24 protein-coding genes are annotated in these 24,157 nt (G+C 63.4%); 13 read left to right on the top strand and 11 right to left on the bottom strand.

The features are described 5' to 3' along the window. Window positions 1–102: 102 nt before the first annotated feature. The 4 genes from ftsY to BC360_RS06880 form a co-directional block, all read right to left on the bottom strand. Window positions 103–1,779, bottom strand: a complete 1,677-nt coding sequence (gene ftsY, locus BC360_RS06895; protein WP_065794685.1) for a signal recognition particle-docking protein FtsY — start codon at window positions 1,777–1,779, stop codon at window positions 103–105. A gap of 18 nt (window positions 1,780–1,797) precedes the next feature. Beyond that, entirely contained in the window at window positions 1,798–3,072 is a 1,275-nt protein-coding gene (gene mtaB, locus BC360_RS06890; RefSeq protein ID WP_065794684.1) for a tRNA (N(6)-L-threonylcarbamoyladenosine(37)-C(2))-methylthiotransferase MtaB, read from the bottom strand. Next, window positions 3,069–3,974, bottom strand: a complete 906-nt coding sequence (dapF, locus tag BC360_RS06885; protein WP_208858157.1) for a diaminopimelate epimerase — start codon at window positions 3,972–3,974, stop codon at window positions 3,069–3,071. Before dapF ends, mtaB begins: the two co-directional genes overlap by 4 nt. Before the next feature lie 92 nt (window positions 3,975–4,066). Beyond that, entirely contained in the window at window positions 4,067–5,080 is a 1,014-nt protein-coding gene (locus BC360_RS06880) for an MBL fold metallo-hydrolase (RefSeq protein WP_065780498.1), read from the bottom strand. A gap of 114 nt (window positions 5,081–5,194) precedes the next feature. Here BC360_RS06880 and BC360_RS06875 point away from each other — a divergent pair, with 114 nt between their 5' ends. The 6 genes from BC360_RS06875 to trmD all read left to right on the top strand — a co-directional run bounded on the left by BC360_RS06875 (window position 5,195) and on the right by trmD (window position 9,686). Next, the gene (locus BC360_RS06875) at window positions 5,195–5,692 is read left to right on the top strand and encodes a MarR family winged helix-turn-helix transcriptional regulator (RefSeq protein ID WP_244512678.1); all 498 of its coding nucleotides are present in this window, start codon (window positions 5,195–5,197) and stop codon (window positions 5,690–5,692) included. 313 nt (window positions 5,693–6,005) lie between these two features. Continuing rightward, window positions 6,006–7,568, top strand: coding sequence for a signal recognition particle protein (ffh, locus tag BC360_RS06870; RefSeq protein ID WP_065794681.1), 1,563 nt, complete (start codon window positions 6,006–6,008; stop codon window positions 7,566–7,568). A 13-nt stretch (window positions 7,569–7,581) separates the two neighbouring features. Beyond that, the gene (locus tag BC360_RS06865; protein WP_065780504.1) at window positions 7,582–7,917 is read left to right on the top strand and encodes a chorismate mutase; all 336 of its coding nucleotides are present in this window, start codon (window positions 7,582–7,584) and stop codon (window positions 7,915–7,917) included. 37 nt (window positions 7,918–7,954) lie between these two features. Further along, on the top strand, window positions 7,955–8,329 hold the full coding sequence (rpsP, locus tag BC360_RS06860; RefSeq protein ID WP_065780506.1) for a 30S ribosomal protein S16: 375 nt from the start codon (window positions 7,955–7,957) through the stop codon (window positions 8,327–8,329). 92 nt (window positions 8,330–8,421) lie between these two features. Continuing rightward, window positions 8,422–8,982 carry a ribosome maturation factor RimM gene (gene rimM, locus BC360_RS06855; protein ID WP_065780815.1) on the top strand — a complete coding sequence of 187 codons (561 nt, stop codon included), beginning with the start codon at window positions 8,422–8,424 and terminating at the stop codon, window positions 8,980–8,982. Between the two features lie 11 nt (window positions 8,983–8,993). Then, window positions 8,994–9,686, top strand: a complete 693-nt coding sequence (gene trmD, locus BC360_RS06850) for a tRNA (guanosine(37)-N1)-methyltransferase TrmD (RefSeq protein WP_065780508.1) — start codon at window positions 8,994–8,996, stop codon at window positions 9,684–9,686. Here the strand turns inward: trmD and BC360_RS06845 are convergent. After that, window positions 9,668–10,414: a sulfite exporter TauE/SafE family protein gene (locus BC360_RS06845; RefSeq protein WP_065780511.1), complete on the bottom strand. Its 747-nt coding sequence runs from the start codon at window positions 10,412–10,414 to the stop codon at window positions 9,668–9,670. The two genes, trmD and BC360_RS06845, sit on opposite strands and share 19 nt — an antisense overlap. A gap of 338 nt (window positions 10,415–10,752) precedes the next feature. Between BC360_RS06845 and rplS the strand changes: the two genes are divergently transcribed. The 5 genes from rplS to BC360_RS06820 all read left to right on the top strand — a co-directional run bounded on the left by rplS (window position 10,753) and on the right by BC360_RS06820 (window position 15,494). Further along, entirely contained in the window at window positions 10,753–11,271 is a 519-nt protein-coding gene (gene rplS, locus BC360_RS06840) for a 50S ribosomal protein L19 (RefSeq protein WP_065780514.1), read from the top strand. A gap of 127 nt (window positions 11,272–11,398) precedes the next feature. Next, window positions 11,399–12,208: a basic amino acid ABC transporter substrate-binding protein gene (locus tag BC360_RS06835; RefSeq protein ID WP_065780517.1), complete on the top strand. Its 810-nt coding sequence runs from the start codon at window positions 11,399–11,401 to the stop codon at window positions 12,206–12,208. Between the two features lie 9 nt (window positions 12,209–12,217). Further along, window positions 12,218–13,039 (top strand): amino acid ABC transporter permease, encoded by an 822-nt coding sequence (locus BC360_RS06830; RefSeq protein WP_065780519.1) that lies wholly within the window; start codon window positions 12,218–12,220, stop codon window positions 13,037–13,039. A gap of 241 nt (window positions 13,040–13,280) precedes the next feature. Then, a complete protein-coding gene (leuC, locus tag BC360_RS06825; RefSeq protein WP_065794680.1) occupies window positions 13,281–14,690 on the top strand; it encodes a 3-isopropylmalate dehydratase large subunit in 1,410 nt (469 codons plus the stop codon). Between the two features lie 267 nt (window positions 14,691–14,957). Next, window positions 14,958–15,494 (top strand): SixA phosphatase family protein, encoded by a 537-nt coding sequence (locus BC360_RS06820; RefSeq protein WP_065793347.1) that lies wholly within the window; start codon window positions 14,958–14,960, stop codon window positions 15,492–15,494. Between the two features lie 5 nt (window positions 15,495–15,499). On the opposite strand, the gene BC360_RS06815 is transcribed toward BC360_RS06820, so the two are convergent. From BC360_RS06815 to BC360_RS06805, 3 genes are all read right to left on the bottom strand, one after another. Next, the gene (locus BC360_RS06815) at window positions 15,500–16,687 is read right to left on the bottom strand and encodes a GNAT family N-acetyltransferase (RefSeq protein ID WP_065794679.1); all 1,188 of its coding nucleotides are present in this window, start codon (window positions 16,685–16,687) and stop codon (window positions 15,500–15,502) included. Window positions 16,688–16,690: 3 nt separating this feature from the next. Beyond that, window positions 16,691–17,341 carry a DUF6875 domain-containing protein gene (locus BC360_RS06810; RefSeq protein WP_065794678.1) on the bottom strand — a complete coding sequence of 217 codons (651 nt, stop codon included), beginning with the start codon at window positions 17,339–17,341 and terminating at the stop codon, window positions 16,691–16,693. Window positions 17,342–17,504: 163 nt separating this feature from the next. After that, window positions 17,505–18,053, bottom strand: a complete 549-nt coding sequence (locus BC360_RS06805; protein WP_065794677.1) for a L,D-transpeptidase family protein — start codon at window positions 18,051–18,053, stop codon at window positions 17,505–17,507. Window positions 18,054–18,196: 143 nt separating this feature from the next. Here BC360_RS06805 and BC360_RS06800 point away from each other — a divergent pair, with 143 nt between their 5' ends. Both BC360_RS06800 and BC360_RS06795 read left to right on the top strand, forming a co-directional pair. Beyond that, complete coding sequence (locus tag BC360_RS06800) at window positions 18,197–18,880, top strand: response regulator transcription factor (RefSeq protein WP_053249170.1); 684 nt, start codon at window positions 18,197–18,199, stop codon at window positions 18,878–18,880. A 114-nt stretch (window positions 18,881–18,994) separates the two neighbouring features. Next, window positions 18,995–19,450 (top strand): cyclic nucleotide-binding domain-containing protein, encoded by a 456-nt coding sequence (locus BC360_RS06795; protein ID WP_053249171.1) that lies wholly within the window; start codon window positions 18,995–18,997, stop codon window positions 19,448–19,450. Window positions 19,451–19,634: 184 nt separating this feature from the next. On the opposite strand, the gene BC360_RS06790 is transcribed toward BC360_RS06795, so the two are convergent. The 3 genes from BC360_RS06790 to BC360_RS06780 all read right to left on the bottom strand — a co-directional run bounded on the left by BC360_RS06790 (window position 19,635) and on the right by BC360_RS06780 (window position 24,153). Further along, window positions 19,635–20,441: an exodeoxyribonuclease III gene (locus tag BC360_RS06790; protein ID WP_065780531.1), complete on the bottom strand. Its 807-nt coding sequence runs from the start codon at window positions 20,439–20,441 to the stop codon at window positions 19,635–19,637. A 240-nt stretch (window positions 20,442–20,681) separates the two neighbouring features. Further along, on the bottom strand, window positions 20,682–21,341 hold the full coding sequence (locus tag BC360_RS06785) for an outer membrane lipoprotein carrier protein LolA (protein WP_065780816.1): 660 nt from the start codon (window positions 21,339–21,341) through the stop codon (window positions 20,682–20,684). 136 nt (window positions 21,342–21,477) lie between these two features. Continuing rightward, the gene (locus BC360_RS06780; protein ID WP_065794676.1) at window positions 21,478–24,153 is read right to left on the bottom strand and encodes an FtsK/SpoIIIE family DNA translocase; all 2,676 of its coding nucleotides are present in this window, start codon (window positions 24,151–24,153) and stop codon (window positions 21,478–21,480) included. Between the last annotated feature and the right edge of the window lie 4 nt (window positions 24,154–24,157).

Below are 24,157 nucleotides of genomic sequence, written 5' to 3'. Positions count from 1 at the left end.
CAGCAGATCAAAATGTTACAGCGACCTTTGCGCGCCTGAACAGGCGCGCAAAGGTCGCTGTATGGCGCCGCGTGTTCAATATGAGATGGTGTGAGTCCGCCGTCAGGCGGCGACGCCCGCGATCGCCTCGGCGAAATCCTTGGCCTCGAACGGTTCGAGATCGTCGATGCCTTCGCCGACGCCGATGAAATAGACCGGCAACTTGTGCTTGGCCGAGATGGCCACGAGAATGCCGCCACGGGCCGTGCCGTCGAGCTTGGTCATGATCAGCCCGCTGACGCCGGCGACATTGCGGAAGATCTCCACCTGCTGCAGCGCGTTCTGGCCGGTGGTGGCGTCGAGCGTTTGCAGCACCGTGTGAGGCGCATCCGGATCCAGCTTGCCGAGCACGCGCACGATCTTTTCGAGTTCGGCCATCAGCTCGGCCTTGTTCTGCAGCCGGCCGGCGGTGTCGATGATCAGCACGTCGGCCTTCTTTTCGCGCGCCTGCTGGAACGCCTCGTAGGCGAGGCCGGCTGCATCGGCGCCGAGCTTGGAGGAGACAATATCGGACTTGGTGCGCTCGGCCCAGATCTTCAGCTGCTCGATGGCGGCGGCGCGGAAGGTGTCGCCGGCGGCGAGCATCACCTTGAGGCCGGCGCCTGACAGCTTGGCCGCAAGCTTGCCGATCGTCGTGGTCTTGCCGGTGCCGTTGACGCCGACCACCAGGATGACGTGCGGCTTGTGGCTGAGATCGAGTTCCAGCGGCTTGGCGACGGGCGACAGCACCTTGGTGATCTCGCCGGCCATGATGCGCGACACGTCCTCGCCGGAAACATCCTTGCCGTAGCGCTCGGAGGCGAGCGTGTCGGTGATGCGCATCGCTGTCTCGACGCCGAGATCGGCCTGGATCAGCAGATCCTCCAGATCCTGCAGCGTCGCTTCGTCGAGCTTGCGCTTGGTAAAGAGGCTGGCGATCTGGCCGGTCAGTTGCGACGAGGTGCGGGCGAGCCCGCGGCGCAGGCGCTGATACCAGCTGAGTTTGGGCTGCGGCGCGGCAGCTGGCTCTTCCATTGCGCGCTCGGCAGCACTGGCAAACCCCTTCGGCAGGCTGGCCGCGACAGGCGTTTCGGCGACGGGGGCGTCGAAGACGGGCGCTTCGATGACTGGCGCTTCGATGACTGGCGCCTCGGGGACACTGTCGCTTTCTTCGATGATTTCCGCGGCAGGTTCCGAATCGGCAGTCGCGTCGTGGCTTGCATCCCCGCCGATCGGTCGATCTTCAACGGCGGCGAGTTCTTCCTGCTCGGCCAGATCCTCCGGCTCGACAGGCGGTTCTTCCGGTACGGTTTCCTGAAGTGCTGCGTAGGCCTCAAGCGCCTCTTGCGCTGCCGGGGACAGCTCTTCCTGTTCTGCCGCGGGTTCAACAGACGCGACAGCTTCGTTGCCGACGACAACGTCCTCGTCGCCGCGGGCCTCGTCCGGTGCCGGTCCGCCTGCGGTCTCGATCTCGGCCGGCAGGATCGGGTCCTCGACGGAAAGCGGCAGGGCTTCGAGGTCCGACAGCGGCTCAAGCAGCTCTTCGGAGGTTTCTTCGGCCGGGCGCTGCTCGGCAACGAGCTCGTCGACGAGCACGTCGACCGGGGCAATCTCCTCGGGGACAGCCGGCTTCGGCGCCGGTTGCGCTTCAGCCGGAACCGCGGCCGCGGCGTCCGCTTCCGGCGCGGCATCCTGCGGCTTGGTTTCCTCGACAGTGCCCTTGCCGAAGGAGAAGATCTTCTTGATGAAACCGATTGCCATTCAGGGATTCCGCATGAGTCAGGCCGCAGCCATCTGTTTTACCTGCATCGTCAGATGCTTGCCATTGTGGCCGGTGATCGTGACCGGCACAAGCGCACGGGGTTTGAGGCCGGCGGCATCGACGAGCGTGAAGTTTTCGGTGTGCGCGAGGCCGTTGTTTTCGACCAACAATGTCTGCTCGCTGCCGACCATGCTATCGAGGTGGCGGGCATGGAGTGCCGCACCCGTCGCACGAAGGCGCGCGGCGCGATCCTTGACCACCGCCCGGTCGAGCTGCGGCATGCGCGCGGCCGGCGTGCCGGGGCGGGGGCTATAGGGAAAGACATGCAGATGGGCGATGCCGCAATCCTCGGCAAGCCGCACGGCGTTTTCGAACATCTCTTCGGTTTCCGTCGGGAAGCCGGCGATCATGTCGGCGCCGAGGCTGATCTCGGGGCGCAAGCGCCGGACCTGATCGGCGAAGGCGCGGGCGTCAGCACTCGAATGGCGACGCTTCATGCGTTTCAGGATCATGTCGTCGCCATGCTGCAGCGACAGATGCAGATGCGGCATGAAGCGGGTCTCGTCGGCGATCAGGTCGAACAGATGGCTGTCGGCCTCGATGCCGTCGATCGACGAGAGGCGCAGGCGGCGGATATCCGGCACCTGTTTCAGGAGAGTTTTCGCCAGCAGTCCGAGCGTCGGCGTTCCCGGCAGGTCGGCGCCGTAGCTCGTGGCATCGACGCCGGTCAGGACGATCTCGCTATAGCCGCCATCGGCGAGCCTGCGCGCCTGGTCGACCACCGCGCCCATCGGCACGGAGCGCGAATTGCCGCGGCCGTAAGGGATGATGCAGAAGGTGCAGCGGTGATCGCAACCGTTCTGCACCTGGATGAAGGCGCGCACGTGACCGTCGATATGTTTGACCATCTGCGGCGCGGTGGCGCGCACGCTCATGATGTCGTTGACGCGGAGCTTTTCTTCCGCCGAGACGCCGAAATCGGGCAGGGAACGATAGGAGGCGCTTTTCAGCTTCTCTTCGTTGCCGAGCACGGCGTCGACCTCGGCCATGCCGGCGAAGGTTTCCTTCTCCGTCTGGGCAGCGCAGCCGGTGACGATGATGCGGGCATGCGGGTTGTCGCGGCGGGCGCGGCGGATCGCCTGACGCGCCTGGCGCACGGCCTCGCCGGTCACCGCGCAGGTGTTGACGAGGATGGCATTGTTCAGCCCCGCCTTTTCGGCTTCCGCCCGCATCACTTCGGATTCGTAGGTATTGAGACGGCAGCCGAAGGTTATGACCTCGACGCCGCTCAAAGCGCCCGGGCCCCCGCGGTTCCCGGTTGGGCTTCATCTCGCTGCCAGGCGCCGGTGGCGGGATCGACGGTTCCCGACCATTCCCATTCGGCCGGGCCGGTCATGACGACGTGGTCGTCCGCTTCACGCCATTCGATCGAAAGCGGGCCGCCGGGTACGTTGACGATCACCTTGCGGTCGGTGCGGTCCGTCCGCGCGGCGCTGACGGCCGCGGCGCAGGCGGCAGAACCGCAGGCGAGCGTCAGGCCGGCGCCGCGTTCCCAGGTTCGCAGATCCATCTCGCCGCGCGACAGCACGCGCGCGATCGAGATGTTGGCCCGCTCGGGGAACATCGGGTGGTTTTCGAGCAGGGGTCCGAAGCGTTCGAGGTCGTAGGACCAGACGTCGTTGTCGACCCAGAAGATCGCGTGCGGATTGCCCATGGAGGCAACCGAGGGCGAATGCAGCACGGGATTGTCGATCGGGCCGATCTGCAGCTCGATCCGGCGCGTGTCGTGAAACTCTTCCGACAGCGGGATCTCGTTCCAGCCGAAGCGCGGGCTTCCCATGTCGACGGAGATCGTCCCGTCGTCGTGCTCCCTGGCCTCGAGCAGGCCGGCAACCGTATGGAAGAGAAAGGTCTTCTTGCCGGTCTCGGCGGCGAGCGCCTGGACGACGCAGCGGGTGCCGTTGCCGCAGGCCTGCGCCATCGAGCCGTCGGAATTGACGATGTCGATCCAGGCGTCGGTGCCGGCGGCCTTCGGATCGTGGATCGCCATGATCTGGTCGAAGGCGGTTGCCGGATCGGCGTTGAGCGCAATGGCTGCCTGCGGCGTCACGCGGTCGCGGCGGCCGCGCATGTCGACGACCAGGATCTTGTTTCCAAGCCCGTTCATTCTGGCAAATTGCACGTTGTCGGCCATGTCGCGATTGTCCAAACCGGCCTCGCCAAGCGGAGGCACCCTTCATTCGGGCTGTATATGGCGGAAAAGCCCGGAAATTACCAGTGCCGGCTTCATTGGTCCGTCGGTGCCGAGGGCGGCACGTCGAAGATTTCGCCCGGGCGCATGGCCCTGAAGCGGGTGCGTGCGATTTCCGCCTCGTCCAGTGCCTGTTCGAGCGCCTTAACCGGAGCATCGACGCCTTCATCGGTCAGCCGGAAGGTTCCCCAGTGGTGCCCGGCCACGTGGTCGGCGGCGCAGTCGATCATGCCCTGGACCGCCTCCTCCGGGTTCTGGTGATGATCCTGCATGAACCAGCGCGGCTCGTAGGCGCCGAAGGGCAGGTTGGCGAGGCGGAAGCCGCCATGCTTTTCGCGGGCTGCGCGATAATTGATGCCGCCGTGAAAGCCGGTGTCGCCGACATGATAGATCTTGCCGACCGGGGTTTCGATGACGAAGGCGGCCCAGAGCGCCATGCGGCGGTCGCCAGAGCCGCGCGCCGACCAGTGATGGGAGGGCTCGGCATGGATCACCAGCTCGTCTTCGAGGTCCAGCCGGTCGCCCCAGTCGAGAACGGATATGGTCGCGTCCGGCACGGTGCGGCGGATGATCGTATCGTTGCCGAGCGGCGTGACGATCAGCGGGCTGTGCTCCTCGTTGAGGGCTGCCAGCGTGTCGAGATCGAGGTGGTCGTAATGGTTGTGGGTGACGAGCACGAGGTCGATCGGCGGCAGATCGTCCATCTCGATGCCGGGCGCATTGCGCCGCGACGGGCCGACAAGGGCAAAGGGGCTCGCCCTGTGGGCCCAGACCGGGTCGGTCAGGATGTTGAAGCCATGCACCTGTATGAGCAGGGTCGCGTGGCCGACCATCGTCACCCGCAGGCGATCGGCCTCGATGCTCAGCTCCGGCTTTGCCTGCTGAAACGGGCTCGGATAATGCGCTGGCCACTTCACCTTGCCGTGACCGAGCTGCCAGCGCAGAAGGTCGATCATGCCTCGCGGCTGCCGGCCGTTGGGGTTGAAGAACCGCGTACCGTCGAAGTGGTCGGAGGCAGGCCCCCGGTAATAAGGATTCACCTTCGGCATCGTCGTCTTCCGGCGATTGTTCGGTGGCTGTGTCTAAAAAACATAGGCGCTTCCGATGCGTCGTTACAGGGTGAAAGGGCAAGGTTTAAGAAAATCTTGAATGTAGCAACTCGATTGCTATTGTACCTTATGCTGGTTCGCTTCGACAAACAGGAACGTCTCTACAAGGCCATCAAGCTGGTCCGGCCGATCCATCTTAATGTGCATCGCTCGATTGAGCACATACTGGAAGGCTCGGGCATTTCGGTCGCCGAAAGGGCGGTGCTGGAGCTTCTCTGCGCCGAACCGTTGACGGTGCCGGAGGCGGCGCGGCGATTGTCGATGAAACGGCAGTTCGTGCTGCGCGTCGTCGTCGGGCTGCTGGAAAAGGGTTTTTTGGAAAAGCGACCCAACCCGGAACATCGGCGCGCCTATTTCTGTGTGCCGAGCCCTGCCGGTCGCGACCTGTTCGAGGCACTCCACCGGCGCGAACTCGAATTGCTGCACGCGGTTCTGGGCGATATCAACCAGACCGAAGTGGTTGCGGCACTCAGGGTCATGACGCGCGTCGCGACCGCGTTCGAGGACCTGGCGCGCGAACTCGGGGCGCAAGACAGGAAGGAAGGCCCATGACCGCAGTTCTCTACGGACTTGGCGCCGTGATCATCGCGGCCGCAGCCAATGTCTGAAATCCCTGCCGCCGGATTTGCCTGTCGTTCTTGACTTTTCGGCCGCTTTCCTGTTTATCGCGGCAAATTCCTTCGCAAGTTGATGACTTCGAAGCCACCGACCGGGCCCCGCAAAGGTATAAAGAGAGCCCGGAGGTCAACATCCGACAGCGCGTTGCGCCCTCGGGTGGTTTTTGGCTTTGCGCCTTGTTTTTCAGGCGAAGGAACCCACGTTTCCGGCTAGTCTCCATGCCACCGGAAACCAGAAGGAAGTGAGAATGTTCGAGAGCCTCCAGGACCGCCTTGGTTCCATATTGAATGGACTGACCGGCCGCGGTGCATTGTCGGAAGCAGATGTTTCCGCGGCGCTTCGCGAGGTTCGCCGTGCGTTGCTCGAAGCCGACGTCGCCCTCGACGTCGTGCGCGCCTTCACCGAAAAGGTTCGCGAGAAGGCGGTTGGCGCCGAGATCCTGAAATCGATCAAGCCCGGGCAGATGGTCGTCAAGATCGTCCATGACGAGCTGGTCGAGATGCTGGGCTCCGAGGGCGTCACCATCGACCTCAATGCGCCGGCTCCGGTCGTCATCATGATGGTCGGTCTGCAGGGCTCGGGCAAGACGACGACCACCGGCAAGATCGCCAGCCGGATGAAGACGCGGGACAAGAAAAAGGTCCTGATGGCTTCGCTCGACACGCGTCGCCCGGCCGCCCAGGAACAGCTTCGCCAGCTCGGCGTCCAGACCGGCGTCGATACGCTGCCTGTTATCGCCGGCCAGTCGCCGACCGATATCGCTGCGCGCGCCGTGCAGGCCGCCAAGCTCGGCGGACACGACATCGTCATCCTCGACACTGCCGGCCGCACGCATATCGACGAGCCGCTGATGATCGAAATGGCGGAAATCAAGCGGAAGTCCAATCCGCATGAGATCCTGCTGGTTGCCGATGCGCTGACCGGTCAGGATGCCGTCAATCTCGCGCGCAACTTCGACGAACGCGTCGGCATCACCGGCCTGGTGCTCACCCGCATGGACGGCGACGGCCGCGGCGGTGCCGCCCTTTCGATGCGCGCCGTCACCGGCAAGCCGATCAAGCTCATCGGCGTCGGCGAAAAGATGGGCGAACTCGAAGAGTTCCATCCCCGTCGCGTCGCCGACCGCATTCTCGGCATGGGCGACATCATCTCGCTCGTCGAAAAGGCTGCCGAGAACATCGACGCCGAAAAGGCGGCCGCGATGGCCGCCAAGATGGCGAAGGGCAAGTTCGACCTGAACGACCTCGCCGACCAGCTGCGCCAGATGCAGAAGATGGGCGGCATGGGCGGTATCATGGGCCTGATGCCCGGCATGGTCGGCATGAAGGACAAGATGGCTTCGGCCGGTCTCGACGACAAGCTGTTCGGACGCCAGATCGCCATCATCTCGTCGATGACCAAGGCCGAGCGCGCCAACCCGGATATGCTCAAGCATTCCCGCAAGAAGCGCATCGCCGCCGGTTCCGGCACGGATGCTGCCGACATCAACAAGCTTCTGAAGATGCACCGCCAGATGGCGGACATGATGAAGATGATGGGCGGCAAGGGCAAAGGCGGCATGATGAAGCAGATGATGGGCGGCCTCGCCAGCAAGATGGGCCTCGGTGGCCTTGGCGGCGGCATGCCCGACCTGTCGAATATCGACCCCAAGCAGCTCGAAGCGCTGCAGAAGCAGGCGGAAGCGGCCGGCCTTGGCAAACCCGGCGGCATGCCGAGCCTTGGCGGCGGTGGCCTTCCCGGTCTCGGTGGCGCCAAGCTTCCGGGCCTTGGTGGTTTCCCCGGCCTTCCCGGCCTGCCCAAGAAGAAGTGAGGATCGGTGAGAGATGATTGATCCTGAGATCAAGAAAGAATTGGCGGGTTACCGGCAGTCGATCGACAACATCGATGCCGCGCTCGTTCACATGCTGGCCGAACGGTTCCGCTGCACCCAGGCGGTCGGTGTTCTCAAGGCCAAGCACAATCTGCCGCCGGCCGATCCGGCGCGCGAAGAATACCAGATCGAACGTCTTCGCCATCTGGCGAAGGATGCCAATCTGGATCCGGATTTCGCCGAGAAGTTCCTGAACTTCATCATCAAGGAAGTCATCCGGCATCATGAAGCCATCGCCGCCGATCGCACGCATTCCGCGGGCAACGTCGGCACCACCCATTCCGCTTGAACGAAGCGGTCAAGAAAGCCTGCAAGGAGTTACTCAAATGGCACTGAAAATTCGTCTCGCCCGTGGCGGTTCCAAGAAGCGTCCTTACTACCAGATCGTCGTTGCCGACGCCCGCAGCCCGCGTGACGGCCGCTTCCTCGAGAAGATCGGTTCCTGGAACCCGATGCTCGGCAAGGACGACGAAAAGCGCGTCGAGCTGAACGCCGAGCGCATCAGCCACTGGATCGCCCAGGGCGCCCAGCCGACCGACCGCGTCATGCGTTTCCTCGACCAGGCTGGTATCGCTCAGCGTCCGGCTCGCAGCAACCCGACCAAGGGTCTGCCGGGCAAGAAGGCTCAGGAGCGCGCTGCTGAAGCCAAGCAGAAGGCAGAAGACGCCGCTGCTGCCGCTGCCGAAGGTGCCGCGGAATAATATCCGGCAAACGGATGAAGGAAACGGGCGGCATTCCCATGCCGCCCGTTTTCCGTTATGTGCACGCTGAAATCCCGAAACGGATGCGGATGATGAGCAAACTCGAAAACCCGGTTCTGATGGCGACTGTCGGCGCGGCCCAAGGCCTGCGCGGCGAGGTCAGGGTCAAATCCTTCACCGAGGATCCGACCGCGCTCGGCGATTACGGCCATCTTCATAGCACCGACGGGCGCGTGTTCGAGGTGCTGGAGATCCGTGAGGCCAAGAACGTGGTTGTCGTCCGCTTTCGCGGTGTCAACGACCGCACGGCCGCAGAGGCGCTCAACGGTCTCGAACTGTTCGTCGATCGCGACAATTTGCCCGACGATGATCTCGACGAAGACGAATTCTTTTATGCTGACCTCGAGGGCCTCGAGGCCATCGACGGCAGCGGCAAGAGCTACGGAACCGTGACCGGCGTGTTCGATTTCGGTGCCGGCGACCTGCTTGAGCTCAAGGGACCGGGCAAGCGCCCGGTGCTCATCCCGTTCACCGAATGGTCCGTTCTTGAAATCGATCTCGAAGGCGGCAAGCTGCTGGTCGATCCGCTGGCGGCCGGCCTCATCGACGACAAGGACGAGCCCGGCAGCCCGTTTTCGGCCAAGCGCAAGTGAGCGGTAAGGCAATGCCCTTCCGCGCAACGGTGCTCACGCTCTATCCTGAAATGTTCCCCGGCCATCTCGGCGCCTCGCTTTCGGGCCGGGCGCTGGAGCGTGGCCAGTGGTCGATCGATGCAGTGCAGATCCGTGATTTTGCCGAGGACAAGCACCGCACCGTCGACGATACGCCGGCCGGTGGCGGCGCCGGCATGGTGCTGAAGCCCGACGTTCTTGCTCGTGCCATCGACGAAGTGTCTCAGGACGATCATCGCCCGCGGCTGCTGATGAGCCCGCGCGGTCGGCCGTTGACGCAGAAACGCGTGCGGGAACTTGCCGACGGCCCCGGCGTGGTGATCGTCTGCGGCCGGTTCGAAGGTGTCGACCAGCGGGTCATCGATGCTCGCGACCTCGAGGAAGTGTCGATCGGCGACTATATTCTGTCCGGCGGCGAGCCGGCGGCACTGACGCTGCTCGACGCCGTCGTGCGCATTCTGCCTGGGGTGATGGGCAACGAGCTGTCGGGCGTTCATGAAAGCTTCGAAGGCGGGTTGCTGGAGCATCCGCACTATACGCGCCCGCAGGTCTTCGAGGGCAGGGAGATCCCGCCGGTGCTGACCTCCGGCAATCACGGCGCCATTGCCAAATGGCGCGAAGCCGAAGCCCGTCGGCTGACCGAGGAGCGTCGGCCCGATCTCATCGCTCAACCCGTGAAAAAGTAATAGGCGGCGAGCAACAGCCCGACTGCCACGACCAGGGCGCGGATTACCGCCTGCGGCACGCGCCGGGCCGCCCAGACGCCGAGATAACCGCCGAGCGCTGCACCTGGAACCATGATCGCCGCATGCAGCCACGACACGACGCCGCCGGCGGCGAAGATGACGATGGCGATGGTGGCGATGACGATCGAGATGAAATTCTTGAGCGCGTTCAGGCGGTGATAGCCGCCACCGGTCGCAAGCCCCAGCACGGCCAGCATCATGATGCCCATGCCGGCACCGAAGAAGCCGCCGTAGATCGAGGTTGCGAACTGGCTGACGATGCCGGCCGGGCTGATCGCATGCTCGTCGATGCGGGCCTTGGGCTTCAGGAGCGGCCCGGCGGCGAAGATCGCCGTCGCGACGATCAGCAGCCAGGGCACCAGCGCGCGAAACGAAGCGTTCGACAGGGAGATCAGCAACACCGCGCCGACAAGCCCGCCGACCGCCGAGATGACACCGAGCAGGATCGCCTGGCGGCGGTCTGCGCGAATCTCCTTGGCATAGGCAAGCGCCGAGGTGATATAGCCGGGAAGCTGGATGATCGACGACGTCGCATTGGCGACAATGGGCGACAACCCGCCAAGGGTCATGGCGCCGAAGGTGAGGAAGGTTCCGCCACCGGCAATCGCATTGACCATGCCCGACAGGAGACCGGCGACGAAAAGCAGAAGTATTTCGAAGAAATGCATGGTCTCCCCCCGCTACCCAGCCCGGCATAGCCCGCAGCGGTTGCGGCCGCAAGCCCGCGCTCGCATGCATTTCCCCGATGCATTTCCATGCGCGTTATTTCGAAATCTCTGATAGAATTCGCGCCGAACGCCTCCATGGCCCGGAAAATGCGGCTTGCGGGGATGACAAGCGGGGTTTCTTCGTGTAAGTGCCGCCCCGGTTCGGGTTTTTTGCCCGTCGACCACCAACAAAGAATGGTGAATCCGCTCCTGCCGGGTCCGGCAACATCTGAAGGCAAGTCCGACAGGTCGATCGAGAGCGCTCTGGCTGTTTCAGAAGAACTTGAAAGGTTAACCCGATGAACATCATCCAGCAGCTGGAAGCCGAACAGGCCGCCAAGATTGCGGCCAAGCGCACGCTCCCCGATTTCTCCGCAGGCGACACGCTGCGCGTCAACGTCCGCGTTGTCGAAGGCTCGCGTACCCGCGTTCAGGCCTATGAAGGCGTTTGCATCGCTCGCTCCGGCGGCGGCATCAACGAAAGCTTCACCGTTCGCAAGATCTCCTACGGCGAAGGCGTCGAGCGCGTATTCCCGGTTTACTCTCCGCTCGTCGAGAGCGTCGAAGTGGTTCGCCGCGGTAAGGTCCGTCGCGCCAAGCTCTACTACCTGCGCGATCGTCGCGGCAAGTCGGCTCGTATCGTTGAAAACACCGGTACGCGCGCCCGCAAGCTGAACGAAGCCGAGCGTCAGGCCGTTGCCGAGGAAAAGGCACGCATCGAAGCTGAAAAGGTTGCAGCAGCTCAGGCTCTCGCAGCCGAAAAGGCAGCAGCTGAAGCCGCCGAAGCCAAGGCAGCAGCGGAAGCCGCAGCGGAATAAGATTTCAATCCTTCTGGATTGTAGGAAAGGCGGCCTCGGGCCGCCTTTCTTTTTTGGTACTATGCGCTTGTCTTTTCTCCACAATCCGTGACATTTTCCGCTGCCACAATTTTCGGGAGCTCCTCCAATGACAATCCGTCGCCATGTGCTTGCGGGCATCGCAGCCGCACTTGCCGTTCCATTTGCTTTTTCTGCACCGGCTTTCGCCAGCGACCTGCCGGATCTCGGCGGCAAGACGGTTGTCGTCGTCACGGAAAATGCCTACCCGCCGCTGCAGTTCGTCGATCCGAAGACGGGTGAGGCGATCGGCTGGGAATATGACGCGATGAACGAGATCGCCAAGCGTCTGAACTTCAAGGTCGAGTACCAGAACACCAGCTGGGACGCGATGATCCAGGCGGTGCATGACGGCCAGTACCAGATCGGCATGACCGGCATCACCATCAAGGACGACCGCAAGGAAAAGGTCGATTTCTCCGACCCGTACATGCGTTCGCAGCAGTTCATGCTGGTGCGCGGCGACGAGAACCGCTTCAATGACGGCAAGAGCTTCGGCGCCTTTGCCGACGGCCTGGTCGGTGCGCAGCCGGGCACGTCGCCGTTCTACACCGCCGTCTATGAAATGCTCGACGGCAACGAGCAGAACCCGCGCATCAAGCTGTTCGAGACCTTCGGCGCCACCGTGCAGGCGCTCAAGGCCGGCGACGTCGACGTCGTCCTGACCGACAGCGTCGCCGCCAAGGGTTATGTCGATTCCTCGGAAGGCAAGCTGAAGGTCGTAGGCGGCCCGCTCGGCACCGAGGATTTCGGCTTCATCTTCCCCAAGGGCTCCGACCTGGTCGCTCCGGTGAACGCCGCGATCAAGGCGCTGAAGGAGGATGGAACCTTCGACGCCTTGGACAAGAAGTGGTTCCTCGACTACAAGATGGGCGGCTGATCGCTGGCGATGGCCTCCCCACAATCTTCTGATATGTCCGCAAAGGGCGACTATCCCTGGTGGCTGGTCGCCCTTCTGGTGATTGCCGTGGCGCTCGCCGCGGTCATCGTCGCCAATGACATCTACACCGAAGTCTTCAACGTCGTTCTCAAGGGCATCGGCGTCACCATCTTCGTGACCCTGATGGGCTTCGTGCTGGCGACGACGCTCGGTCTCGGTATCGCGCTGATGGCGCTGTCGGAGCATGCGGCACTTCGCCAGATCGCACGCTTCTACACCGAGGTCATTCGCGGCGTGCCGATCCTCGTGCTCCTGTTCTACATCGCCTTCGTCGGGGCGCCGGCGCTTGTCACCGTCGCCAACTTCATCACCGCGCCGCTGATTTCGGCAGGCTGGATGGAGCCGGTGGTGGTGCGCGACATCTCGCTGATGTGGCGGGCGATCATGGCGCTGATGATCGGCTATTCCGCCTTCATCGCCGAGGTGTTCCGGGCCGGCATCCTCTCGGTCGACAAGGGGCAGGTCGAGGCGGCGAAAGCGCTGGGCCTGACGCGTTACCAGCGGTTTCGCCTGGTGATCTTCCCGCAGGCGATCCGCGTCATCCTGCCGCCGCTCGGCAACGACTTCGTCGCCATGGTCAAGGACTCCTCGCTGGTCTCGGTGCTCGGCGTTGCCGACATCACCCAGATGGGCAAGGTCTATGCCTCCGGCTCCTTTCGCTTCTTCGAGACCTATTCGATCGTCGCCTATGTCTATCTCGTCCTGACCATCGGTCTGTCGCTGGGCTTGCGCGGGCTCGAGCGGCGCTTGCGGCGCGCCGAGCAGCGTTGAGGCCGCTTCGACCGATTGCCGAAGTGTCAAAAAATTGATATGTACGGCCCCATGGAATCCAAGTTCGGGTGTCGAGAGCAGAAAATCGTCGTGCTGCAGGACCACAAGCGTCTGCCGGCACGCTTTTTCGCGCGCGTATCCGGGGCGCTGACAAGCCTCCTATCCTGATCCTTTGATCAGTTTCCGGCCGCCTGGCTGCCGGCTTTTCCCTTACTTCTGAAAATTCGATGGATATATCGCCATGAGCGCACCGCGTACTCTCTATGACAAGATCTGGGACGACCATCTGGTCAACAGCCAGGACGATGGCACCTGTCTTCTCTACATCGATCGTCATCTCGTTCACGAGGTGACGAGCCCGCAAGCTTTCGAAGGCCTGCGTATGGCTGGCCGCAAGGTCCGCGCTCCGGAAAAGACGCTTGCCGTCGTCGACCATAACGTGCCGACCTCACCGGATCGCCACCTCGGCATCAAGAACGAGGAAAGCCGTATCCAGGTCGAGGCGCTCGCCACGAACGCGGCCGAGTTCGGCGTCGAATACTACTCCGAAAACGACAAGCGCCAGGGCATCGTGCATATCGTCGGCCCGGAGCAGGGTTTCACACTGCCGGGCATGACCATCGTTTGCGGCGACAGCCACACTTCGACGCATGGCGCCTTCGGCGCGCTGGCGCATGGCATCGGCACCTCGGAAGTCGAGCACGTGCTTGCGACCCAGACGCTGATCCAGCAGAAGGCCAAGAACATGCTGGTGCGCGTCGACGGCCAGCTGCCGCCGGGCGTCACCGCCAAGGACATCATCCTTGCCATCATCGGCGAGATCGGCACCGCCGGTGGCACCGGCCACGTCATCGAGTTCGCAGGCGAAGCGATCCGCGCGCTGTCGATGGAAGGCCGCATGACCATCTGCAACATGACGATCGAGGGCGGCGCCCGCGCCGGCCTGATCGCGCCCGACGAAACGACCTTCGAATACATCAAGGACAAGCCGCGCGCGCCGAAGGGCAAGGCCCTGGAGATGGCGCTCGACTATTGGAAGACGCTGCACACGGACGAAGGCGCGCACTACGATCGTGTCGTCGTGCTCGACGCAGCCAATCTGCCGCCGATCGTGTCCTGGGGTTCGTCGCCCGAGGACGTCATCTCGGTTCAGGGCATCGTCCCGAACCCGGACGAGATCCCGGAAGAGACCAAGCGCACCTCCAAGTGGCGCGCGCTCGATTACATGGGCCTGAAGCCCGGCACCAAGATCACCGACATATCAGTCGACCGCGTCTTCATCGGCTCGTGCACCAACGGCCGCATCGAGGATCTGCGCGCCGTTGCCGCTGTCGTCGAGGGCCGCAAGGTCGCGTCGACCGTGTCGGCGATGATCGTGCCGGGCTCCGGCCTCGTCAAGGAACAGGCGGAAGCCGAGGGCCTCGACAAGATCTTCCGGGAAGCGGGCTTCGACTGGCGCGAGCCGGGCTGCTCGATGTGCCTGGCGATGAACGATGACCGGCTGAAGCCGGGCGAGCGCTGCGCCTCGACCTCCAACCGTAACTTCGAAGGCCGCCAGGGCTTCAAGGGACGTACGCACCTGGTGTCGCCGGCAATGGCGGCGGCAGCCGCTGTCGCCGGACATTTCGTCGACATCCGTGAGTGGAAATAGGCTGGCGTGAGTGGAAATAAGCCGGTTCTTGAGCTTTTCCGGCGTTGATGGCCGCCCTTCGGGGCGGCCTTTTTTATGTCGCATCCCGCAGGACAAAATGCGGTTGCAGTGCAAGAATGGAGCTACTGCATAATTCCTTAAATCGGAATCGATTTAAGGAGAAAATTATGCAGCAGGTTTAAAGCGTTACAGCGTCCTTTGCGCGTCATATTTGACGCGCGGCGCTGTAGCGTGCGGAACGGCTCGCCATAGCAAAAGGAGGCGGTCATGGCCGAGGATCACAGGGCGAAAACATACCGCCTGATGTTGCTGCGCCACGCCAAATCCGCCTGGCCGGAAGGCGTTCCAGACCATGATCGGCCGCTCGGCGACCGGGGCCGCAAGGCGGCGCCGCTGATCGGCGCCTATATGGAGCGCAAGGGATTGATCCCTGGGCTCGCCCTCGTTTCCACGGCGCGACGGGCGCGGGAAACCTGGGCGCTGGTTAGGGATAACTTGCCGCCGCCAATCCCCGCTCGCGAGACGCGCGACATCTACGAAGTGGCAGCACCTGCCATTTTGACCACCATTCGCGCGGTCGACCCGGCTATCCGCAACCTGGTTGTTGTCGGTCACAATCCGGGTATGGAGGATCTGGCGCATCTCATTGCCGGATCGGGCAAGGACGAGGCACTCGTGCGCATGCGAGAGAAGTTTCCAACGGCGGCGCTTGCCGTATTCGAGTTCGACGGTTCCAGCTGGGAGGACCTTGCATCCGGCGGGTGTCGTCTCGTCGATTTCGTGACGGCTCGCCAGCTCGCCTGATCGGTTCAGATTGCGCGCGTTACCAGCCTGCGCAGCAGGTCGGCCGGAAGGCGCCTTGCCCAGGTCTTGGCCATCGGTTGTAGCCGCGCCATCACAAGCTCGCGTATCAGCCGCCCGCGCCAGGAGAATGCGAAGGCATAGTCCCTGACGGCAACAAGCCCGTCGGCATGCTGCATCTTGTAGCCGTCCGCCGGTGCCAGCAGGTCGAAGACCCGGTTGCCGCGGTGGGCAGCGGCCGCGAATGTTCGATGGATGAGCAGCCGCCCAAGGCCCTCGCGATCGTAGCCGGGGTCGATTGCCAGCACGTGTCCGAACGTGTGGCCCTTGCAATCGAAGGCGAGATCGACGCCGATCGGCCGCCCGTCGCAGGCGATCGTCGAGCCATGCAGGCCGGCGCCGGGGTCGCCGGCCAGATCTTCGAAGAACGCCTGGAAGCGGCTGTCCATGACGGTCGGTGACAGGATCGCGTTTTCGAGCAGCCAGCTTTTCTTGATGGTGATGGCGGCCACTGCGGCCGCCACGGCTGTAGAACCCGGGTCCGGCTCGGTGAAGGTGACGTCGCCGCGCTCGCGCAGCCTTCGCAGCCGACGCCGGTAGTTCGATCGCTCGCGTGCGGAATAGGCGATACCAGGGCCATCGACAGCCACCCGCCGCGACAGGCTTGCAAAGGGCGCCTGCACGTCGCCAGGCAAGCAGGCGCCGCCCGGGATAGCCGATCCGCACAGGGCTGCGTCCGCTCTCACCCGCCGGGCCTCGAAAATGTCGGCGCCGAGCGATGCGACGGCATTCCAGCCGGCTTCGAGCAAGGCGTGTCGGTCGCCAGCGGTCTCGACAAGCACGTCGCCGAACTGGGCCACCGGCGCTCCCATGAAGCCGAGCACATCGAGGCCGAGTTTGCGGCGGCGCGTCAGTGGCCAGAGGGCGACGAGGCGCCCGTCCTGGCGCCCGGTGACGATGCAGAGCTGTGTCCTTGCGTCGAGATAGTGCCGCGCCCAGTGGCGCAGGAAGATGTGGCGCTGGAAGACCTGCTGAGGCCCGGCTGCCCGCTCGAACAGATCGTCCCATTCTTCTCGCAGGGCCTCGAAACCGTCGAGGTTTGTGACGACGCTGATTTGAAGATCTTCGCCCAAAACGCGGGAGCTCGGAATTCTCTCGACCGTGTCGGCGATCGGCGAGGTTGCTCGGCCGGGCATGGTTCAGCCGCTACGGAAATGATTGACAAGCCGCCGCGTCCCCTTGATGGGAAAGCGGGCGAGGTAGGCAACCATGAGAGCCGGATGGAGGGCGGCAAACGGGGCATCGTTCTCGACCAGATGCCTGATCGCCAGAACGGGCATCGGGGAGCGAAGCGGGCGAAACTCCGGGTTCCAGAGGCCGCGATCCTCGGAGCCCGCATGCATCATGCCGATCATCCGGGCGCGGGCGAGCGAGTAGAACCGGTGCCGCCGCTGGATGCGCTTCAACATTGCTATCCCTTCGGCGCTGTCGCAATCGGGAAAACCGACGATCACGGTGCGGAAATGCCGCATCGCCGGCTTGCATGGGATCGCTTCAAGTTCGGTAAAGGCGCCGCGGATCAGCGCAAAGGTCGTGTCTTCGTCTTCGGGACGCGCGTGAGAAATAGCCAGCCGAACGGTGTCGATCCTGGCGGCCTGGCGGGTAAAGGGGCAGACGGCGCCGGTTCGTCCGAGATCGGGATGGCCGTTCATCAGATAGGATTCGACCCAGTCGAGCAGCCGTGCAATGTCAGAATCTTGCGAGATGCCATTCGCGATGTCGCGAACCTCTTTCATCCGGAAGAACCGTCCGTCGGTTGCCGGCATCGCTTTGGCCGTCATGGTCAGCATCGGCTGCACTCGCCCTGCAATTCTCGCTTGAGGCTACATAGACACCAGAGCTTGCGGAAGTGTTGATGGTTGTGCACGCTGGGATTTCTCGCCAGGCTTATGCTTTCCGAATTCTTTAATCGATCTTCAGCTTGGCCTATGTTGAAGCGTCGATGCCCCGCTATCAGAGAACCTTGACGACCGTGCCACGACGCAGGTGCGGGATCAGCCGGCGCATGGCAGCAAGGCTTACGGCGACGCAGCCCTGGGTCGGTTCGTATCCGGGACGGATGAGGTGAAAGAAGATCGCCGAACCGGAATTGCGGCGCCGGCGGGTAAGGTTCCAGTCCATCACGAGGCAGATGTCGTAGAGCCCGTCCGTGCGCATCATTTCCTCGTGGCTTGGGGCGAAGGGCGCACTGGCCGGGCGGTTATAGCGGGCATGGTCGGGAGCGTCGCACCAGAGCATGCCCTTGCGCGTGGTCCGTGTCGGCAACGGCGTCGGCGGCAGCAGGATTCGGTCGCGTCTGACGTAGCCACCAATGAGCTTCATCGCGGCGCGCGGCGTGGCACCGTCACCCTCGCGCTTGCGGCTGGTGATGCCGCTGCGGCCGATGGCCGCTTGCTCCGTGCGGCCATCGAAGGTAACCAGTGCACGCCTGCGATCAAGCGGGGCCGGCCGGACGGTGATGACGGATTTGATTGGCCTTCTTCCCGACGTTTTCTTGCGCATCTCTCTCACAGATTTTTGAATTGTCCGTGATTTGGCGGGCACCATAAGCACGGTTGCATATATAACGCGGTTCCAAAACCGGTTCGCTTGCCAACACGGGCATTTGAGCTAGTTTGAAACCGGAAGCAAACAGGAATTGTCCCATGGCGACCCGTACCATTCTTCTTGTCGACGACGACAATGACCTGCGCGAAACGTTGGTCGAGCAGCTTTCGCTTTACGAGGAATTCGATCTTCTCCAGGAGGCGACGGCCGGCAAGGGGATACAGGCGGCGCGCGCCCAGCAGGTCGACCTACTGATCATGGATGTCGGCCTGCCTGACATGGACGGGCGCGAGGCGGTCAAGCTCCTGCGCAAGGGCGGCTTCAAGGCACCGATCATCATGCTCACCGGTCACGATACCGATTCGGACACCATCCTTGGGCTGGAGGCCGGTGCCAACGACTACGTCACCAAGCCGTTCCGCTTCGCCGTCCTGCTTGCCCGCATCCGCGCGCAGCTGCGCCAGCACGAGCAGAGCGAAGACGCGACCTTCAGCGTCGGCCCCTATACGTTCAAGCCAAGCCAGAAGCTGCTGACTCTCGAAAACGGCCAGAAGATCCGGCTGACCGAAAAGGAAGCGGCAATCATCCGCTATCTCTACCGCGCCGACCAGAGGGTGGTGACGCGCGACGTGCTGCTCGAAGAGGTCTGGGGCTATAATTCCGGCGTGACGACGCACACGCTCGAAACGCATGTCTACCGGCTTCGCCAGAAAATCGAGCGTGACCCTTCCAATGCCGAGATTTTGGTGACAGAGAACGGTGGCTACAAGATCGTTCCGTGAGGCGGCGACGCGGAGTGAATTTTCCCCAGGTCAGCCGCTCCGGACTATTCGAATCGATTGCGATGCTCCTGGGTTTCGAACCAGAAAGCATCGTGATTCAGGGAGGTTAGCCGCTTGGCGCTCAACGACGACATCGTTCTTCTGTCCAATGTGCCGCTTTTTGCCGATATCAGCGAGGACAAGCTGAGGCTGATCGCCTTTGGCGCGGAACGTCGGCGCGTGTTCAAGGGGCAGGAGCTGTTTCGCGAGGGCGCGCCGGCCGACTGCGCCTATGCCATTGCCAGCGGCAGCCTCTCGCTTTCGAAAGCCGATGCCGACGGTGCGATGGCGGAGATCACCACCGTCGGCCGTGGTGCGCTCCTGTCGGAGCTGGCGCTGATCTCGATGGTGGAGCGCAAGTTCACCGCGACCGCAGACGAAGACAGCGAGGTGATCCGCATCAATCGCCCGCTCTTCCGGCGCATGCTGGAGGAGTACCCGGAAGTTGCCGCCCTCGTCGAGGCGCGTATCCGCGAGAACCTGCAGGCGATGATCCGCCGCGCCGGCGCTCTGGCCGGCCGTTTCGCCTGACGCCCACCCGGCCGACGGCCGGACGCCAGACGTCTTCACCTGCCATTTGGACTTGAGCGAGCCGCCTGTCGGCCACCGGCAGCGTCGCAATCGACCGATGCCAAGGCATCACTTGACGGTATGCTTCTTGCCGGATGACCGCACACGATCCCACGCAATCGGTCAATATCAGCGCAGGTTGGTGTCAGATATCGAAATGCGCGATCACCGGCACATGATCTGACGGCCGCTCCCAGCCGCGTGCTTCTCGCAGGATATCCACCTGCGTGAGCTTCGGCGCGAGGTCGGCTGAAGACCAGATATGATCGAGGCGCCGGCCGCGGTCGGCGGCTTCCCAATCCTTGGCGCGGTAACTCCACCAGGTGTAGAGCTTGGTCGGAGCCGGCGTATGCTGACGCATCAGGTCGACCCAGGCGCCGCCGGTCATCACCGAAGTCAGGCCGTCGGTTTCGATCGGCGTATGGCTGACGATCTTCAGCAGCTGCTTGTGCGACCAGACGTCGTCCTCAAGCGGAGCAATGTTGAGGTCGCCGACGAGGATCGACGAGATGCCTGCTTCGGCTTCGGCGTGCAGCAGCTTCATCTCATCGACGAAATCGAGCTTGTGGCCGAACTTCGGATTGATCGAGCGGTCCGGTTCGTCGCCGCCGGCCGGAACGTAGAAATTGTGCAGGCGGATCTTCTTGCCGCCCGCCTCGAACACCACCGAAAGATGGCGCGCATCGCCGACGCCGCAGTAATCGCGGCGGTCGCTGAGCTCGTGCAAGGGCAGGCGCGAAATCGTCGCCACGCCGTGGTAGCCCTTCTGGCCATGCATCTCGATGTGGTTGTAACCCAGAGCCTTCAGCGGCTTCGACGGAAACTGATCGTTCGGGCACTTGGTTTCCTGCAGGCAGAGAATGTCGGGCTGCCAGGTCTTCAGCAGATGCTCGACCAGCGGCATGCGCAGGCGAACGGAGTTGATATTCCAGGTGGCGACGGAAAGGGCCATTCCTCATTCCTCTATCTGGATGAGGCCGGACAATCGAAGGTGAGGGGGCCCGGCTCGGGACGGATGTGGTTTGATGTCCGAGTGGTTTAAGCAGGTCTGGCGGCTGGCGACAAGGAAGGCATGCAAAAGGCCGCCGGGAGGCGGCCGATGTCCACAAGCACGGCTGGATGAAACGCTCTATCTCATTTTCTTCAAGTTTTTCCTGACGGAAAACCGCTCCGCACTTGTCCTGGAAATACCTTAGCGGCCCTTGTTGCGCACTTCGTCGTAGGGGATCTTGAACACCTTGTCGTCCAACGCCATGCCGGTCTGGACGTTGAAGATCATCACCGAAGTGTCCTTCTTCTGCGCATCGGTGATCGTCCACTGGCGCAGGTCGTAGGTCTTCGGATCGAACATCATGGTAATGGTCGAATCGCCGAAGATCGAGCGATCGCCGAGCACGATGGTGATGAGATCGGATTCTTCCTTGACGCCACGCACCATCTTGCCGGTCAGGTCGATCTTTTCGCTCAACAGCAGGTTCAGCGGCGTCTTGGAGAGCGGGTAGATGTCCCAGGTCTTCAGCTTCATATTGCCGATGACCACCGACTTGCCGTCGGCAATCACCCGCATCGGCGAAGGCGCTTCATAGTTGAAGCGGATGCGGCCGGGGCGGCGGATATAGAATTTGCCGCCGGTCTGCTCGCCGCGCGGGCCGAACTGCACGAATTCGCCGGCCATGGTCTTCACCGACGAAAAGTGGTCGGCGATCTTCTGGGCGGAGCCCGGCGCCTGGGCGAAGGCCTTCGTGACGTCAAGACCGGCGCCACCCATGCCCGCGAGCGCCGCGAGGCCGCAAACGAATACACGGCGCGACATCGCCGGATTGTTGCCTTGGGTGGTTTTCGTCTCAGTCATCGCAGTCTCCTTCATTTCCTTGATCATCTGGAGCGCAAGTGCGGCGCCTTCAAGGCGGTTTTCATGACCTACCAGCGCCTGCGCTCTCACATGACCGTTACCGGGCCCGGATTGGCGCCCGGGACAACAGCCGGGTTTACCGGCCGGTGATTTCCGCTTCGGTCGGCACGAGGATTTCCCGCTTTCCGGCGTGGTTGGCCGGGCCGATGATGCCCTCCTGTTCCATGCGCTCGATCAGCGATGCGGCCCTATTATAGCCGATCCCGAGGCGACGTTGCACATAGGACGTGGAGGCCTTGCCGTCGCGCAGGACGATTGCCACCGCCTGGTCGTACGGGTCGTCGGAATCGGCAAGGTTGGACGTGCCGGCCGGGCCGCCGCCGTCATTGTCCTCGTCGTCGTCTTCGGTGATCGCGTCGAGATACTGCGGCGTGCCCTGGGTCTTGAGATAGGCGACGACTTCCTCGACTTCGGTATCTGAGACGAAGGGGCCGTGGACGCGCTGGATGCGTCCGCCGCCGGCCATATAGAGCATGTCGCCCATGCCGAGCAGCTGTTCGGCGCCCTGTTCGCCGAGGATGGTGCGGCTGTCGATCTTCGAGGTCACCTGGAACGAGATGCGGGTCGGGAAGTTGGCCTTGATCGTGCCGGTGATGACGTCGACCGAGGGGCGCTGCGTCGCCATGATGACATGGATGCCTGCGGCACGTGCCATTTGCGCCAACCGCTGCACCGCGCCTTCGATGTCCTTGCCGGCGACCATCATCAGGTCGGCCATTTCGTCGATGATGACGACGATATAGGGCATCGGCGACAGGTCGAATTCCTCGGTCTCGTAGATCGCTTCGCCCGTCTGGCGGTCGAAGCCGGTCTGCACCGTCCGGGTGATCGCATCGCCCTTGGCCAGCGCCTGCTCGACGCGGGTGTTGAAGCCGTCGATGTTGCGCACGCCGATCTTCGACATCTTCTTGTAGCGCTCTTCCATCTCGCGCACCGTCCACTTGAGCGCGACGACCGCCTTCTTCGGGTCGGTCACCACGGGCGAAAGCAGATGCGGGATGCCGTCATAGACCGAGAGTTCGAGCATCTTCGGGTCGATCATGATCAACCGGCACTGGTCGGGGCGCAGGCGGTAGAGCAGCGACAGGATCATGGTGTTGATTGCCACCGACTTGCCCGAGCCGGTGGTGCCGGCGACAAGCAGATGCGGCATCTTGGCGAGATCGGCGACAACCGGTTCGCCGCCGATGGTCTTGCCGAGCGCCATGGCCAGACGCGCCTTGCTCGTCTCGAAGTCGCGCGAGCCGATCAGTTCGCGCAGGTAGACGGTTTCGCGGCGCTGGTTCGGCAGCTCGATGCCGATGGCGTTGCGGCCTGGCACGACGGCGACGCGGGCAGCAATCGCGCTCATCGAGCGGGCGATGTCGTCGGCAAGGCCGATGACGCGCGACGATTTGATGCCCGGCGCCGGCTCCAGTTCATAGAGGGTGACGACCGGACCGGGGCGGACGTGGATGATTTCACCCTTGACGCCGAAGTCTTCAAGCACGCCTTCGAGCATGCGGGCGTTCTGTTCCAGCGCATCGGCGGAGAGCGAGGCGTCGCGGGTGACGTTCTTCGGCTCGGCGAGAAAATGCATCGGCGGCAGCGCGAAATCGCCGTCGTCATCCTCGACGAAGGAGCGCTGCGCTTCGCGCTCGAGCCGCTGGCTCGTCTTCGGGCGGGGGGGCGGTGTGGCAACACGCGAACCGGACTTCGGCAGGCCCTGCTTCGGCGGTGCGGCCCTTGGCGCCCAGTCGGCTGCCACGTCGAGATCGTCGTCTTCGTCATCGGGCAGAATGCCGGCGGGGCGGCGGTCGTCCATGTCGAAGGGCAGGTCGTCATCGTCGTCGGCCATGATCGGCGGCGGCGTGACGACGCGGCGTTCGGAGCGGTCGAGCGAAGGTTCGATGCGGTCGCCGGCAGCCATCGGCTTCGGCCGGACCGGCTCGTTCAGCGTGCCGAATTCGTCATTGTTGAAATCGTAGGGCTCGTCGTACTGGCGCTTCGTCGGGGTGCGGGTTCCGCTCATGCCGAAGACGCGGCGGACACGTGCCTGCAGGGTGTAGCGCATGTGGGCAAACGAGCCCATCAGCAAGGTGAAGGGGCCTTCGCTGTCGTCTTCGTCCAATTCGTCGCGCACGGTGCGGGCCTTGCTCGGCGTCGGCTCTTCGATCTCGTCTTCGTCCTCCTCCTCGCCGACACCGATCAGGCCGGCGCTGTAGATCAGGCACCAGGCGGCAGGGGCGGCGAAGATGCAGGCAAGCACGGTGGCGAAGGTGCCGGTCGGGAAGGCGCCGGTGAACAGCGCGGGAAAACGCAGGATCATGTCGCCGAAGACGCCGCCGAGGCCGTTGGGCAGCGGCCAGGTGATCGGCGCCGGAACACAGCTCAAGGCCGCTCCGGCAAGCACCGATCCGACGAACCAGAGGCCGAGGCGCTTGAAGATCTTGTCGAAGCGCCTGCCGCCGATCAGCACCAGTGCCCAGGCAACGGCCGGAAGCAGCGCGACGACGCTTGCGAGCCCGAAAAACTGCATGAAGATGTCGGCAAAGGCAGCGCCGGCATAACCGAGCACGTTGGTCGGCTCGTCCGAGGTGGCATAGGAAAAGCTCGGATCGGCAACGTTCCATGTCGATAGCGCCGCGATGGCCAGCGCCAGCGCGCCGAACAGCGCGAAGCCCGCCAGCGACGCGATCTGTCGCCAAACGAAAGTGGTTAGCACGAACCGGTTGGAACGGCTGTCAAGCGTTGCCGGATTGCTTCTGCTCATGTTG

Source organism: Ensifer sp. LC163 (assembly GCF_001695855.1).
In the GTDB taxonomy this organism is placed as follows: Bacteria; Pseudomonadota; Alphaproteobacteria; order Rhizobiales; family Rhizobiaceae; genus Ensifer.
Note: the sequence above shows the minus strand (reverse complement) of the source record. Positions and strands in the feature narration are given on the sequence as shown.

Excerpts from the sequence above, each read along its gene's own strand:
- ftsY (WP_065794685.1), bottom strand. The coding sequence starts at position 1,779 with ATGGCAATCGGTTTCATCAAGAAGATCTTCTCCTTCGGCAAGGGCACT.
- dapF (WP_208858157.1), bottom strand. The coding sequence starts at position 3,974 with ATGGCCGACAACGTGCAATTTGCCAGAATGAACGGGCTTGGAAACAAG.
- BC360_RS06880 (WP_065780498.1), bottom strand. The coding sequence starts at position 5,080 with ATGCCGAAGGTGAATCCTTATTACCGGGGGCCTGCCTCCGACCACTTC.
- ffh (WP_065794681.1), top strand. The coding sequence starts at position 6,006 with ATGTTCGAGAGCCTCCAGGACCGCCTTGGTTCCATATTGAATGGACTG.
- BC360_RS06865 (WP_065780504.1), top strand. The coding sequence starts at position 7,582 with ATGATTGATCCTGAGATCAAGAAAGAATTGGCGGGTTACCGGCAGTCG.
- rpsP (WP_065780506.1), top strand. The coding sequence starts at position 7,955 with ATGGCACTGAAAATTCGTCTCGCCCGTGGCGGTTCCAAGAAGCGTCCT.
- rimM (WP_065780815.1), top strand. The coding sequence starts at position 8,422 with ATGAGCAAACTCGAAAACCCGGTTCTGATGGCGACTGTCGGCGCGGCC.
- trmD (WP_065780508.1), top strand. The coding sequence starts at position 8,994 with ATGCCCTTCCGCGCAACGGTGCTCACGCTCTATCCTGAAATGTTCCCC.
- BC360_RS06845 (WP_065780511.1), bottom strand. The coding sequence starts at position 10,414 with ATGCATTTCTTCGAAATACTTCTGCTTTTCGTCGCCGGTCTCCTGTCG.
- rplS (WP_065780514.1), top strand. The coding sequence starts at position 10,753 with ATGAACATCATCCAGCAGCTGGAAGCCGAACAGGCCGCCAAGATTGCG.
- BC360_RS06835 (WP_065780517.1), top strand. The coding sequence starts at position 11,399 with ATGACAATCCGTCGCCATGTGCTTGCGGGCATCGCAGCCGCACTTGCC.
- BC360_RS06830 (WP_065780519.1), top strand. The coding sequence starts at position 12,218 with ATGGCCTCCCCACAATCTTCTGATATGTCCGCAAAGGGCGACTATCCC.
- leuC (WP_065794680.1), top strand. The coding sequence starts at position 13,281 with ATGAGCGCACCGCGTACTCTCTATGACAAGATCTGGGACGACCATCTG.
- BC360_RS06820 (WP_065793347.1), top strand. The coding sequence starts at position 14,958 with ATGGCCGAGGATCACAGGGCGAAAACATACCGCCTGATGTTGCTGCGC.
- BC360_RS06815 (WP_065794679.1), bottom strand. The coding sequence starts at position 16,687 with ATGCCCGGCCGAGCAACCTCGCCGATCGCCGACACGGTCGAGAGAATT.
- BC360_RS06810 (WP_065794678.1), bottom strand. The coding sequence starts at position 17,341 with ATGCTGACCATGACGGCCAAAGCGATGCCGGCAACCGACGGACGGTTC.
- BC360_RS06805 (WP_065794677.1), bottom strand. The coding sequence starts at position 18,053 with ATGCGCAAGAAAACGTCGGGAAGAAGGCCAATCAAATCCGTCATCACC.
- BC360_RS06800 (WP_053249170.1), top strand. The coding sequence starts at position 18,197 with ATGGCGACCCGTACCATTCTTCTTGTCGACGACGACAATGACCTGCGC.
- BC360_RS06790 (WP_065780531.1), bottom strand. The coding sequence starts at position 20,441 with ATGGCCCTTTCCGTCGCCACCTGGAATATCAACTCCGTTCGCCTGCGC.
- BC360_RS06785 (WP_065780816.1), bottom strand. The coding sequence starts at position 21,341 with ATGACTGAGACGAAAACCACCCAAGGCAACAATCCGGCGATGTCGCGC.
- BC360_RS06780 (WP_065794676.1), bottom strand. The coding sequence starts at position 24,153 with ATGAGCAGAAGCAATCCGGCAACGCTTGACAGCCGTTCCAACCGGTTC.